Origin of the sequence: Algoriphagus sp., assembly GCF_046296635.1 — a bacterium.
Classification (GTDB): domain Bacteria; phylum Bacteroidota; class Bacteroidia; order Cytophagales; family Cyclobacteriaceae; genus Algoriphagus.
The window spans coordinates 152,712-167,150 of the sequence record NZ_JBKBKZ010000007.1 but is presented as its reverse complement, the minus strand read 5'-3'; the positions used below and the strand labels follow the sequence as shown (position 1 = coordinate 167,150).

Genomic DNA, 14,439 nt, shown 5'->3' with positions numbered 1-14,439 from the left:
AAAAAATGGGCCTCTACTTCGCTCGCCCACCGTTTTTCTGTTTTTTATTGGGTGGGTAGTTATATGCGGCGCAGCCGCATATTCCTCCCCTCCCCTAAAAAAAACTAACGGACACCGAGCGAAGTCGAGGTGAAACTTAACAAAATATGGCTACTGGCAGAATTGCGGATATACATATAAAAAAATTATAATCAAATGAAAAAAAGCCTTCTCCTACTCTTTTGCCTAATCCCATTTCTCGGATTTTCTCAGGCAAAAACAGACACCATTCAGGTTTACAGCCCGGCAATGAAAAAGAATCTCAAAGCTGCAGTTACCACTCCTTCTTCTTACCAGAAAGGAGCCGAAAAATACCCTGTAATATATCTGTTACATGGTGGCAGTGGAGCGTTCAGCGACTGGCATAAAAATGTCAGTGAACCAGGACTTATAGCACGAATGGCAGAGGAATATGACCTGATTATCGTCACTCCCGGTGTCGGACCTTCGAGCTATTACTTTGATAGTCCTCTACTGGATTCTGTCAAATATGAGACTTATATCATCGCCGAACTTATCCCCCACATTGACAAAAACTTCCGGACTTTAGCGAAAAAAGAATCTCGAGCCATCACTGGCCTGTCGATGGGTGGTCACGGCGCCATCATGCTATCAGCAAAGCATCCAGACCAATTCATCGCTGCAGGAAGTATGAGCGGAGTAATGAACATCGACACCAGAATGTGGAAAGTGCCTGCAGATTTCCGGACTTTGCGCCAGCAAGGACAGCAGGATATGCTAGGCCAAGATCTAAATTATGATGGTCCAAAATTCAGCACTTTCACAGCGGTAGGACTTGTGGATAGGATGAAAAGCAATGGATTGGCCTTGATTTTCGACTGCGGAGTGGATGATTTCCTTATCGAAACTAATCGACAAATGCACCAGCTTCTTCTCGGAAATGAAACTCCTCATGAATACATCGAGCGGCCCGGCGCACATACTTGGGCCTATTGGACCGAGGCTTTACCAGTCCATCTACTCTTTTTTGATAAGTACCTGAAGAGGAAATAGTTCTAATTCGACTATTACCCTTAAGAGAAATTTACTTCGATTATTCAGCTAATTTTTGCTTTTTGCGCAAGAATACACACCCAACTATGTCCAAATTTGATTCAATAAGACCTTTTTACGATGCGGAAGCCAACAAGGCGATTCGCCAGATTATCGAAGACCCTATGCTGGAAGCGATGATGAATTTCACCTTTCCGGATGAGAATCCATCGCATTGGAAAGATTTGATGAAGCATACTCACTCACTCAGGGATTTTCAGATCAATTTCATTTATCCTGCCTTATTAAAAGTTTTGGAGAAAAGCTCCGATGGGCTGACAACCGGCGGCTTTGAGGCCTTGGAACCAAATACTGCTTACCTCTACATTTCAAATCACCGCGACATCATACTCGATACTTCGCTTTTGAATGCCTGTATTTATGAGAAAGGTCTTGTGATGACCACTTCTGCAATCGGCGACAATCTGATTAAAAAACCTTTCCTTCACACGCTTTCACGACTCAATCGGAACTTCGCTATTCGCAGAGGATTGACAGGTCGTGCACTTTTTGAAAGTTCGCTGATGGTCTCGGAGTATATCCGGAAATCGCTCCTCAACGAGAACAGATCAGTCTGGACTGCACAGCGTGAAGGGCGAACTAAAGATGGTAATGACATCACCCAAAAAGGTGTACTAAAAATGCTGACACTTGCCGAGAATGGAGCTGATTCATTCGGGTTTTTTGAAAAAATCAGAGTCGTCCCTGTATCCATTTCATACGAATACGACCCAACTGATAGTTTAAAAATGCCGGAGCTCCTTGCAAAATCCCGTGATGAAAAATATGTAAAACACGAGAACGAGGACTTTGTAAACCTGCTGAGAGGACTTCTTGGGACTAAAAGACGAATCCATATTCAGGTAAATGGCGTATTGGATCATGAAATAAAGGCGATCTCCACCTCGGACATCTCTCAGACCGAGAAGCTTGCTCAGCTTGCCACAATTATTAACCACAAAATTTGGAAAGGATACAGGCTGTGGCCAAGTAACTATATTGCCCATGACTTACTTTCAGGTAGTGAACATTTCTCCAGTCATTATTCCTTGGAGGAAAAAGATGCATTCGAAAAACGATTGTTGAGTAAGGTGGATACGAGCAACCCCGAGCTTTTGAAAAGCTTCCTGTCGATGTATGCCTATCCTGTCGATAACAGTTTGAAATAAAAAAACCTGAGCTAAGCTCAGGCTAAGGGTAGTATAAATTCAAATTCGGTCCCTTCTCCGGGATCGGATTTTATCAAAAGGCGACCTTTCAGTCCTTTGATGAGATGATTGACCAAGTTTAGGCCAAAACCGTAGCCTTTCTCTCCTGAAGTTCCTTTGGAAGAAGTTGTACCCCCTCTCAGGATTTCAGCAATTTTTTCGGGAGAAATACCGACCCCGCTATCCCTTACTTTGAACTGTAATATTTTCTGTTGGTCGAGCACCTCCATATCCAACAATACTTCCACAATCCCACCCGATGGGGTAAACTTGATAGAGTTGGAAATTAGATTACCCAAAATCTGGAGAATTTTATTTTTGGGAAAAGGGATCTCGGCAAAAGGTGCAGTTGCCGTTAATTCCAGCTTCACCTGCTTGGTGATAGCTTGGGGATTAAACATGTCCTCGAGCTTGAATTTCAAAGTGGAAAGTGTAAACTCATGATCCTTGGGCGCCCGTTTCATTACTCCACCTGTTAGATCAAAGTTGTGCGATAGAATCTCATCTGCAAGCTCCAGGACAGATTTTCCACTTTTTTGGATCAAAGCGATAAAATCCAAAACCTCCTCCAGCTTATTGCTGTCACCTTGCATCTGAATAATCTCTGCGAGTCCAATGATCCCCCCAATAGGTCCTCGGATGTCGTGGGCAACTCTGTTTTTAATAGAATTTGTTTCTTGAACAGTTCTTTTCAGATTAGCCACAGCCTGATGAATTTTGATCCGATTGACCACTTCACCCGCAATGATTTCCAGCATTTCTTTCTTTTCAGCACTCAGACTTTTATAGTCGTCATGTAATACACAGAGGGCTCCCAAGGCTAAGTCATCATTCACTTTCAGGGGAATTCCAAAATAGTATTTTAAATGAGGGGCATTGGTGACAAATGGTCTGTCTTTAAACCGCTCATCTTTGGACAAATCTTCTACTTCAAATCCATCCGAGTTTTCTTCCATTATCGTGTATTGGCAGACGGATTCTTCTCTTGGCATCTGTCGAATATCTATCCCATAGGAAGACACACTCCACTGTGTAAATGAATCAATCAAATTGATTAAGGAGATGGAAGTACCCGCAACTTTGGCAGCGAGCTTGGTCAGATCAGCGAATGATTTATTCAGATCCATGTAGTCCAAATCAAAATCAACGAGCGCCATTATTCGCTCCATTTCATTGGATGGAATCGGTGGGTCTAGGTCGACCGATACAGGTAGAATTGAATTTTCTTGATCCATAATAAAAGGGTGTTTTAGCAAAAGAAGTAACAAATATTCACTTCTGACATACTCTTGGACATTTAAGTTTTATCATAAAAATCAGTTCCTTACTATTGTAAATGAATGGTTGTATTTTACTGACAAACTCAAGATTCCTATGATTTCAATTAAATACTTTCTACTTCTATTCCTGATTTTTCAGAGTTTGGATACTATTCCCGTGGGCAAAATAAGTACGCCACAAGGAGAAATTTGGATCAACTTGGACGAAAGGACACCAAGGCATCGAGCCAGTTTCATCCAATTGGCTGAAGCAGGCTATTGGGATTCGTTGACATTTAATCGAGTCATACCAAACTTCGTTGCGCAAGGAGGTTGTCCTGACACGCCTGAGGGGTTTACCGATTCAGAGTATCTACTGGAACCGGAATTTCATCCTGAATTAACCCATGTCTATGGAGCAGTTGGAGCTGGAAGAGATGACAATCCGGGAAAGCTCTCTGCCAGTTGTCAATTTTATATCGTTCAAAATCCAAATGGACTACACCGACTTGATGGTGATTACACTGTCTTTGGACATGTAATCAAAGGAATGGAGATAATAGATCAAATCGTAAAGGTAAAGCGAAATGAATCCAACACTCCCGATATTCCAATTCCTTTGACTGTAGAAATTATATATCTTAGTCAGCAAGATTATAATCAACTCACCCAGAATTCTATTAAATGAAATCCATCAAAATTCTAGTCGTTGGCTGTGGAAATATGGGTGCTTCCCATGCAGCAGCTTATCATCAAATGCCTGAGTTTGAAATCTGTGGGCTGGTGGCTAGAGGAGATAGCAAAGTGAAATTGAATGAGACATTAAATGCTAATTATCCACTTTTTGAAGACTTTGATCTTGCATTAAAAACTACCCAACCTGATGCAGTTTGTATATCCACCTATCCTGATACTCACGAAGAATTTGCTATCAAAGCCCTGAAAGCAGGCTGCCATATTTTCATTGAAAAGCCACTTGCAGACACGGTTTTGGGTTGCGAAAAAATCATTGCCAAAGCAAAAGAAACAGGCAAAAAATTAGTCGTCGGCTATATTCTGAGGCATCATCCTTCTTGGATTCGATTCATCGAGGAAGCGCAAAAATTGGGCAAACCTCTCGTGATGCGGATGAATCTCAATCAACAAAGCCAAGGCTACATGTGGGATGTCCATCGAAATTTATTGAAATCCCTGAGTCCAATTGTTGATTGTGGCGTCCACTACATTGATGTGATGTGTCAAATGACTCGATCCAAACCAGTGTGGGTTTCCGCTATTGGGGCAAGGTTGACAGAAGATATTGCTCCAGACAACTACAATTACGGTCAATTGCAGATCAGATTTGAGGATGGATCTGTCGGTTGGTATGAGGCAGGTTGGGGGCCGATGGTTAGCGAGACTGCCTTCTTTGTCAAAGATGTATTCGGCCCAAAAGGAGCAGTCTCAATTGTAGCCAAGAATGCAGGTGCGGCAGGAAAGTCCGATCATGTGGATAGCCATACCAAAACAGAATCCATCCGGGTACATCATGCAGACATCGATGACAAAAACCATTTTCTGAAGAAAGATACTTGGATAGATATGACTGATGAACCAGACCATCAGGAGCTGTGTAACCGAGAGCAGGCCTATTTTCTTTCGGCAATCCAAAATAATCTTGACCTGACAGATCACCTAAGCGACGCACTGAATAGTCTTAAAATCGCCTTTGCCTGTGATGAATCTGTAAAAACCGGTGAGGTGGTGAGGTTGTAGGTTTACACAATACTGCACTTGATAGAAATGAGCTACAGAATAAACTTATATTTAGCAGTAAAACCACCTCAATATGGGTAATCCTTCTACCCCCAGAGACACTCAAACTATTGATCCTTCCTTGAAAATATTAGAGGAAACAAAAGCATTACTCAGGCAAGTTGAGTCAATGGGAGGTATCGGACATTGGGAGGTTAATTTACTTACCGGTGAAAACAAATGGTCTGATGAGTTTTTTCACATTTTAGGTCTGGATCCAAAGTCTTCAATTGCCTCCACCGAGTTAGGATTGTCCACAATTCATCCCGAAGATCTGGAAAGGGCAAGTTTACATTATCAAAAATCCTTCGAATCCGGCGATCCCTACAAAGTTCAGAAACGAATCATTCGACCAAATGGCGAGATTAGGCATGTAATATCAGAAGGTGTAGTTGACCTTAATGAAGATGGTAAACCCATTCGCCTTTTTGGGGTTTTTAAGGATGTCACTGAGGAAAGATTAAAGGAAGAAGAACTTAAAAAGACCAACCTTCAAATTGAAAACATTCTGAATGCTACTCAGGATTTGATCATTATTGCAGAAGAGGATGGACCTTTCCTCAGGGTATCCAAATCCAGTGAAAAAATCCTTGGTTATTCTCCGGAAGAACTCATCGGGAAATCATTCAGAAATATGATTCACCCGGATGACTTTCAGGATACCCTGAAAAACAGATTGGAGGTCTTAGCGGGCATTCCCTCCTCAAATTTCAGAAACCGCTATTTCAAAAAAGACGGCACCATCATTTACCTTAGTTGGTCAGCAACCTTTGACAAATCTTCCAATACTGTTTTCGGAATCGCCAGGGACATTACCCAACTGGTCAAAACAAAGAAAAAACTCAAAAAGGACCGTCAAAAACTTTCCATTGTTCTGGATTCTTCACCCGAAACCATTTGGGCAATAGATGAAAACTTCCGCTTGATCACTGCAAACCAAAAATTCCTCCGAACCATGAAGGAAATTGGGGATTGGGATCTTCATGTTGGTGGCAATCTAATTTTCAATACACCATTACCTGAGAAATTTATTCACGAATGGAAAAATTGGTATGAACGGGCATTAGCTGGTGAAACATTTTCAGTAGAACGAAAAGTCACCATGATGGAAAGAGGGGGCTACATGGAGGTCAATTTCAAACCTATCTATGAAAAAGGAAAAGTAGTCGCCGTAGGTTGCTACGCTTTAGACATCACAGAAAAAAAACTGGAAGAGAAAAGGAAAAATGAGCTCCTTGATCGTCTAAGTCTGGCACAGAAAATTGGAAAACTCGGCTATTGGGAGTTTAATATACAGACCGAAGATATTTATTGGTCTGACGAGGTTTTTGCGATTTGGGGAATAGATAAGGATCAATTCAATCCCAATTTTGAACTGTTTATTCAGACCATTCATCCGGAAGACAGAGCGACTTTCCTCGAACATCACAACAGCGCACTGGCAGAAAAGGGCCCCTTAGATGCTGTTCATAGAATTCAACTTTCCTCAGGCGAAATCAAATTTGTTCACGAAAAGGGGGCAATAGAATTCGATAAGAATGGGGTGAAGCACTTCCGAGGAACTGTACAGGACATTACCAGAGAAAAGACCATTGAAAAAGAACTCCTAGAGCGAAATCTATTCATTGAGTCAACCTTAAAAAATATTCCCTTGGGGATAGCTGTTAATAAAATCAGCACGGGCAAAGCCACTTACCTCAATCCAGCCTTCAGCGAAATCTATGGCTGGCCACCGGATGTATTCAGTGATGTAGAAACATTTTTTGAGAAAATCTATCCCAACAAAACATTTCGGGACACCATTACCACGCAAATTATTGCCGACATCCAAAGTGGAAATCCTGAGCGTATGATCTGGAAGAACATTCCTATCATGACCCAAAGTGGAAAAGAAAGGATTGTTTCCGCAAAAAACATCCCCCTACCCGATCAGGATATCATGATCTCAACAGTTATCGATGAGACAGATCGGTATTGGGCTGAACACTCATTAAAGACAAGTAATGAACGATTTCATTTAGCTACACAGGCAGTTTCCGATGCGATTTGGGATTGGGATTTAAAGAAGAATGTTATTTTCTGGGGAAAAGGCTACCACAGACTTTTTGGCTATCCGGAGGAAATGGAACAAGTGACTGAGGACATTTGGCAAACCATGATACACCCGGATGATCTGCCCTCAATCAGAGAATCCACTCTAATCACCAAAAATGATAAAAGCTCCGATCGTTGGTACGGAGAGTATCGATTTAAAAAGTTCGACGGAACCTATACCCTAGTCAAAGAAAATACGGTAATTCTGAGAAATTCAGATGGTGAGCCCTATCGGATGGTAGGAAGTCTTTCTGACATAAGCGAGGAGAAGGAAAAAGAGCTGGAGCTTCAAAAAAAGACTGGACTCATTTCATCGATTTCATACATCATCCAATCATTATTGGAATCAGAAGACTGGAAAGAACTTATAGATCCTACACTCAAATTAATGGGAGAAACCGCTGGTGCGGATCGAGTTTATTTTTTCCAAAATTACGCTGATCCATTTACAGGGAAGCTATTTACCCAACAAACCCATGAATGGACCAATGGATTGGTAAGTTCCGAACTCGACAATCCGGATATCCAAGCCATACCCTTGGAGGATCATCCTATCACTTACCAAGGAGTGCTACAGGGTAAGCCGTTTATGGTAGTGGCCGAAAAAGCCGAGGAGAATATGAGGCAACTTCTGGAAGCCCAGGGAATTAAGTCCATCCTGATCATGCCAATTTTTGTAAATGGATCCTTCTATGGATTTATGGGATTTGACGACTGTACCACCAGTAAAATTTGGTCCGAAGATGAAATTGGATTTTTATCTTCAGTCACCACCAATCTATCCCTAGCAATCGAGCGAAAACAGAATTTGGATAAAATCAGAGAAGCTTTTGAGTCCAGAGATTCTTTGTTGGAGAGTATCGGAGATGCTTTTTATGCCATCGACAAAGACTACAAGGTAACCTACTGGAATGTTGTTGTTGAAAATCTTACCGGTATCAAAAGAGAAAAAATCATTGGGAAAAATATTTTTGAAGCTCTTTATAAAATCAGTGAAAAATTCAAGGAAGGTTATGAAAAAGCCTATGAGAAGAATCAAGCCCAATATTTTGAAATCTTTGATTCTTGGATTAAAGCTTGGCTGGAGGTAACTATCTATCCTTCAAACGGCGGACTTTCTGTCATTATTCGGGATATCACTCAAAGAAAGGATTCTGAAAAACAGATTCGTGAATTCAACGAACGGCTTAGATTGATTTCTCAAGCTTCACACGATTCCATCTGGGACTGGAATATTGAGACAGGCGATCATTACTGGGGTGAAGGTTTCAACACCCTATTTGGCGAAGAAATCTCAGGAACTCATGACAACTACAATAGATGGAGGGATAATATACATCCTGAAGATAGAGATCGTGTAATTTCAGTGTATTCCAATGTTCTTGCCAGTCCTTCGGAAAATTTCTTTGAATCTGAATATCGCTTCATCAGAAAAGACGGGAAGCTCTTTCACCTGCTGGATAGAGGGACCGTCCTGAGGGATGAAAAAGGAAAAGCAACTCGTGCTGTGGGCGCAATTCAGGATATCACTCAAAGAAAATCCTATGAGGTATCTCTTAAGTTACTTAATGGTGAACTTGCTCAAACTAACAGCAAGTTGGAAACTTCCAATAAAGAACTGGAGCAGTTTGCCTATGTGGCATCTCATGACCTTCAGGAGCCACTTCGGATGATTTCAAGTTTTCTCGGGCTTATCGAACGAAAGTACGCCAATGTCCTCGACGAAAAGGGTCTTCAATACATTCATTTTGCAGTAGACGGGGCAAGAAGAATGAAAGAAATCATTTTGGATTTGCTTGAGTTTTCTAGAGTTGGTAATCTCTCCGGTGAAAAAAAATTGAGTCATACCCCCGACCTAGTCAAGGAGGTATTGATATTAAATGGGAAATTGATTGATGAAAAGAAAGCAAAAATCCATGTAAGCACCCTACCTGATATCATTTGTCATGCCAGTACCATAATTCAACTATTTCAAAACTTAATATCCAATGGATTGAAATATCAAGCCAAGGATAATATCCCGGAAATCTGGATTGAAGGTGAAGAAAATGAGTCCGAATGGAAGTTTTCTGTCAGAGACAATGGAATCGGTATTGATCCTGAGTTTCGGGACAAAATATTTGTTATTTTTCAACGACTACATCTAAAAGAACAATTCTCCGGGTCCGGGATTGGCTTGGCTATTTGCAAGAAAATTGTGGAGTTTCATGGTGGAAAAATTTGGGTTGAATCATCTCTTGGAGCAGGAAGTAATTTTTGTTTTACTATTAAAAAGTAATTCGTGATCAATTTAGAGAAGTTGAAAAGTCGGGTAAGTAACTTAATATCGGCGAGCCCAAAGTCCTCCGGGTGGATTGTATTCTTTATAAGTCTCTCTCTCACGATGTACCTCTCCTATGCGGAATATCAACTCAAACTGGCTGTAGAGCGGGAGGAAGTGATCTCTAAACTTAATGAACTGGAAAACAGACTGTTTAGTGCATTAAACAATGGTATATCTGCTGTAAAAACACTTGCCTTTTATGCCCAGAATCAAGCAAACGTCATCGCCAAATTTGAATCAATAGGCAAGGAAATTTTAGCCAGTAATCCTTTAGTTGATGTCATTCAATACTTAGACAGTGGGACTATTGTGGCGGTTTACCCCTTGGAAGGAAATGAAGCTGTAATAGGATATAATGTCCTCGAAGACTCAACCAGAAATATAGAAGTATTGGAGGCTGTCCGCAGAAAAGACGTGTTTTTTTCAGGACCCATTCGTCTCAAGCAGGGAGGAATTGGCATTGTGGGAAGATATCCCTTTTTCAAAAATGGAGAACTTCAAGGACTGTCTGCAATCATTATTAAAGTTGAAACCATTTTTGAGAATGGACTATTGTCAGACCATGTCGATGAGAAATTTCTGGTCAAAATAACTAAGACAAACCCTAATTCAGGTGAAATAGAAAATTATATCCCCTCAAGAGATGTATCTGAGGCATCAGGATTTGCTGCCAGTAGGTTAATTGATATTGGAAACTGGACCCTGACCGTTCAACTAAAAAAGAGCACGGCCTTTTCCGGTGTTTTTTTGGAAATTGTTCTTAGAATTGTTTTTTCCATCATCTTAGGATATGCTACGTGGAATTTTGCCCGTCAGCCCGCACTTCTCCGGAAAAAATTGGAAGAGCAGTCCAAGGAAATCCTAGCCGCCAATGAGCGGTTCGAATTAGCTACAAAAGCGACTTCAGATGTGATATGGGATTGGGATATCGTGAACAATAAAACCTACAGATCAGACCTTTTCTTTCAATTATTGGGCTATGATGAAAGTGACCAAATCGGAAACAATGATTTTTTCATAAGTATAATTCATCCCCAGGATATTGATCAGGTCAACAAAAACCTTGAAGAGACGCTCCAAAGTTCGGGTCTGTTTTGGGAACAGGAGTTCCGTATCAAAAAAGCAGACAACAGCTATGCTTTTATTAATGACAAAGGATATATCCTCAGGAATGTAAATGGCGAGGCCATTCGAATGATCGGTGCTACACAGGATATTTCAAAACGAAAAAATGCCGAAATCGAACTTCTGGAAGCCAATAAAAGTCTCGCAAACGTAAATCAGGAGCTCAAAATTTTCGCGTTCTTAGCATCGCATGACATGCGAGAACCATTGCGTATGATCAGTTCATTTTTGACTTTGCTTCAAAAGAAATATAGCACTGAACTTGATCAAAAAGCGAATCAGTACATCAACTTTGCCATAGATGGATCCAAGAGATTGACTATCCTGATCAATGACCTCTTGGAATATTCTAAAGTGGGATTTGATCCAAATAATCTTGAAAAAATTGATACAAATGAACTATTAAAGGAAGTGCTTTCGCTCAAGTCTGATATCATCAGGGAATCTGATGCAGAGATTATCTTGGAGGATCTTCCCTCTATTTGGGGAATAAGAACGCCTATTCAAATCCTGTTTCAAAATCTGATCGGAAATGCACTTAAGTATAAAAATTTAGAAGTAAAGCCAATCATCAGGATTTCAGGTAGTGTGGGAAAAGATTTTTTGGAATTTTCTATTGAAGACAATGGAATCGGAATCGAAGCTGAGTATCTTGAACATATCTTTGGTATCTTGAACAGACTACATTCTAAAGAAATGTATCCCGGAACAGGAATGGGTCTAGCCACTTGCAGAAAGATCGTGACTCAACATGGCGGAGAAATATGGGCAGAGTCCGAACTTGGAGTTGGTAGTAAATTTTTATTTACCCTAAAAATATATGAATAAACAACCTATAAAAATTCTTTTAGTTGAAGACAATGAAGGAGATATCATTCTTACTACCGAAGCTCTAGAAGAATGTAAAGTCAAAAATGAACTTAAAGTCTTAAGAAATGGAAGTGACGCCCTGACTTTTTTGCTTTCAAGTTTACAAAACAAAAAGAAAGACTTGCCTGATCTGATTCTATTGGACATAAATCTACCTAAAAAAAACGGACATGAAGTACTGCAAAGTGCCAAAAACCATCCTGATCTCAAACATATCCCAATCATCATTTTGACTACCTCTTCCTCAGAAATAGATATCTTGAAGGCCTATCAGGAGCACGCAAATTGCTATATTATTAAACCTCTGGAGGTAGCAGAATTCATAAATGTGACTTCTAAAATTGAAGAGTTCTGGTTTAACATCGCTCAACTTCCCAATAACTAATCAACATGAGAAAGGACGAGAAATCCTATCATATTTTAATTATTGAGGATAATCTTGGGGATTACATCCTCATTGAGGAATATCTTACCGAATACATTTTAAATCCCAAACTCACTCGGGCTGAGACCTTTCAGTCAGCTAAGAAAATTCTGCAGGACTCAAGCAATTCCTTTGACATCATATTTCTGGATCTTTCTTTACCGGATCTTTCGGGGGAACAGTTGATTGTAGGAGTCTTGGAATTTGCTATAGGCACTCCTGTAGTAGCACTGACAGGTTTCTCAGACTTGGATTTCAGCATAAGATCTTTGTCCTTAGGTATTTCCGACTATTTACTTAAAGATGAGCTCACGCCGATAATTCTTTACAAAAGTGTGATTTATGCAATTCAACGAAGCAAATTCACCGATCAAATTCAAAAATCCGAAAAACGATACAGCGACCTCTTCCAACTCAGCCCACTTCCCATGTGGGTTTGCGATCTCGAAACGCTTCGTTTTTTAAACATCAACAAGGCTGCCATAACTCACTACGGATACAGTGAAGCCGAATTTTTGAGCATGACGATTGGTGATATCCGCCCTAGTGAAGATTTGATCCTCATGGAAGAATACATTCAGAAAATCCGAAATGGAATAACGCTTAATCCAAAAATTATTTACAGGCATAAAAAGAAAAATGGGGAGCTGATTTTTGTTGAATCGACTATCAATCCATTAAGTTTTAATGGTAAAGAGTCCATTTTAGTACTGGCAAATGATATCACTGAACGCGCAAAATATGTGCAAACTATAGAAAAACAAAACCAGACTTTTCGAGAGATCGCATGGATCCAGTCCCATGTGGTGAGAGCACCGTTAGCAAGGCTCCTTGGTCTGGTCAACCTCTTGGAGTCTGACTATGGAAATTCCCCAGAAGAGAATATTGAATTGATCGAACATGTCAAAAATTCTGCCGATGAGCTCGATCATATCATCAGAGAAATCAGTCTAAAATCAGAAAACATAACTCCTCTCGACAACCATGAATCCTGAAATAATCCTAGTAGATGACGATGAGGTATTGTTGGCCATTCTGGAAAAGATGTTTCATAAAGTAAGTCCCGAAACCAAGTTAAGACCTTTTAGCTCAGGGCGACATGCATTAGACCATCTTGCTAAATTTCCGGATTCAAGTCAAAGACGATTTTTAATAGTTGACATCAACTTGAAAGATTTGACAGGTTGGGATTTCCTAAATGAATTGATTGAAAGAAAAGACAGCTTTTCAAAAGTCTTTCTTATTACTTCTTCGGTGAGCTCGGCCAATAGTGAAATCGCTAAAAAATATCCTTCGGTTATCGGATTTTATGAAAAGCCTATCACCTTTGAAAAAATCGAAAAGATCCTAAATCAGATCAAAGAGGATTAAAAAATCCTTTCATTTTTTATCAAATTAACCTAGTTTGATTTTGTAAAAAAATCGCTCTAAACCCGAACCTAAAATCATGAAATCAAAGAACGTTCTGATCACTGGCGGGGCCAGCGGAATCGGACTCGCCATAGTTCGCAAGTTCGCAGTAGAAGGAAGCCACGTCTTTTTCATAGACACCAATCACCTCGAAGGAATTAAACTCCAAATTGAAGAAAATGAAAAGGGCTATCCTGTCAAGTTTCTTGAAGGAAGTATCGCATCCTATGAAGAAGTGGAAAAGTTGATTCAATTGATCCCGGGTAAAATCGATGTACTGATCAATAATGCCGGTATATCCCATATCGGAAAGGTAGAAACTACCTCAGAGGATGACTTTGATAGACTGTTTCAAGTCAATGTCAAAGGGATTTTTAATTGTATCAAAGCAGCACTCCCAAAATTGAAGGCGGATGGAGGCGGCTCAATTCTCAATATGTGCTCTGTGGCTGCGACCATAGGTATTCCGGATCGATTTGCCTACAGCATGACCAAAGGGGCAGCCCTTTCCATGACTCTCAGCGTAGCAAGAGACTATGTGCAAGACGGGATTCGCTGCAACTGCATTTCTCCCGGTCGAGTACATACCCCATTTGTTGATGGTTTTCTGGCCAAAAACTATCCCGGACAAGAAAAAGAAATGTATGATAAGTTGGCAGCGACTCAACCTATTGGAAGGATGGGTACTCCGGATGAAATTGCTGAATTAGCGTATTTCATCAGTTCGGATGCTGGAAGTTTCATCACCGGAGCCAACTTCAATATTGACGGCGGCTTTATGGGGTTGAAGATGTAGCTTCGTGCCTGATGTCCGATGTCCGATGACCGGTGTTTACTACT

11 protein-coding genes are annotated in these 14,439 nt (G+C 40.5%); 10 read left to right on the top strand and 1 reads right to left on the bottom strand.

Annotation, left to right across the window (positions count from 1 at the left end; all coding sequences use genetic code 11):
* Positions 1 to 195 precede the first annotated feature (195 nt).
* Positions 196 to 1,053 (top strand): alpha/beta hydrolase, encoded by an 858-nt coding sequence (locus ACK4HU_RS07640; protein ID WP_409805052.1) that lies wholly within the window; start codon positions 196 to 198, stop codon positions 1,051 to 1,053.
* Positions 1,054 to 1,139: 86 nt separating this feature from the next.
* Positions 1,140 to 2,261, top strand: a complete 1,122-nt coding sequence (locus ACK4HU_RS07635) for a 1-acyl-sn-glycerol-3-phosphate acyltransferase (protein ID WP_409805049.1) — start codon at positions 1,140 to 1,142, stop codon at positions 2,259 to 2,261.
* A gap of 17 nt (positions 2,262 to 2,278) precedes the next feature.
* On the opposite strand, the gene ACK4HU_RS07630 is transcribed toward ACK4HU_RS07635, so the two are convergent.
* Positions 2,279 to 3,535, bottom strand: a complete 1,257-nt coding sequence (locus ACK4HU_RS07630) for a GAF domain-containing sensor histidine kinase (protein ID WP_409805047.1) — start codon at positions 3,533 to 3,535, stop codon at positions 2,279 to 2,281.
* A gap of 139 nt (positions 3,536 to 3,674) precedes the next feature.
* Here ACK4HU_RS07630 and ACK4HU_RS07625 point away from each other — a divergent pair, with 139 nt between their 5' ends.
* The 8 genes from ACK4HU_RS07625 (at position 3,675) to ACK4HU_RS07590 (ending at position 14,395) form a co-directional block, all read left to right on the top strand.
* Positions 3,675 to 4,247: a peptidylprolyl isomerase gene (locus ACK4HU_RS07625; RefSeq protein ID WP_409805045.1), complete on the top strand. Its 573-nt coding sequence runs from the start codon at positions 3,675 to 3,677 to the stop codon at positions 4,245 to 4,247.
* Positions 4,244 to 5,314 (top strand): Gfo/Idh/MocA family protein, encoded by a 1,071-nt coding sequence (locus tag ACK4HU_RS07620; protein WP_409805043.1) that lies wholly within the window; start codon positions 4,244 to 4,246, stop codon positions 5,312 to 5,314. Before ACK4HU_RS07625 ends, ACK4HU_RS07620 begins: the two co-directional genes overlap by 4 nt.
* 73 nt (positions 5,315 to 5,387) lie before the next feature.
* Positions 5,388 to 9,725, top strand: coding sequence for a PAS domain-containing protein (locus ACK4HU_RS07615; RefSeq protein ID WP_409805040.1), 4,338 nt, complete (start codon positions 5,388 to 5,390; stop codon positions 9,723 to 9,725).
* 105 nt (positions 9,726 to 9,830) lie between these two features.
* On the top strand, positions 9,831 to 11,723 hold the full coding sequence (locus tag ACK4HU_RS07610; protein ID WP_409805037.1) for an ATP-binding protein: 1,893 nt from the start codon (positions 9,831 to 9,833) through the stop codon (positions 11,721 to 11,723).
* Entirely contained in the window at positions 11,716 to 12,150 is a 435-nt protein-coding gene (locus ACK4HU_RS07605) for a response regulator (protein WP_409805034.1), read from the top strand. Before ACK4HU_RS07610 ends, ACK4HU_RS07605 begins: the two co-directional genes overlap by 8 nt.
* Before the next feature lie 5 nt (positions 12,151 to 12,155).
* Positions 12,156 to 13,184: a PAS domain S-box protein gene (locus tag ACK4HU_RS07600; RefSeq protein ID WP_409805031.1), complete on the top strand. Its 1,029-nt coding sequence runs from the start codon at positions 12,156 to 12,158 to the stop codon at positions 13,182 to 13,184.
* Positions 13,174 to 13,560, top strand: a complete 387-nt coding sequence (locus tag ACK4HU_RS07595; protein WP_409805029.1) for a response regulator — start codon at positions 13,174 to 13,176, stop codon at positions 13,558 to 13,560. Before ACK4HU_RS07600 ends, ACK4HU_RS07595 begins: the two co-directional genes overlap by 11 nt.
* A gap of 76 nt (positions 13,561 to 13,636) precedes the next feature.
* Positions 13,637 to 14,395 carry an SDR family NAD(P)-dependent oxidoreductase gene (locus tag ACK4HU_RS07590; RefSeq protein WP_409805027.1) on the top strand — a complete coding sequence of 253 codons (759 nt, stop codon included), beginning with the start codon at positions 13,637 to 13,639 and terminating at the stop codon, positions 14,393 to 14,395.
* Positions 14,396 to 14,439: the final 44 nt, after the last annotated feature.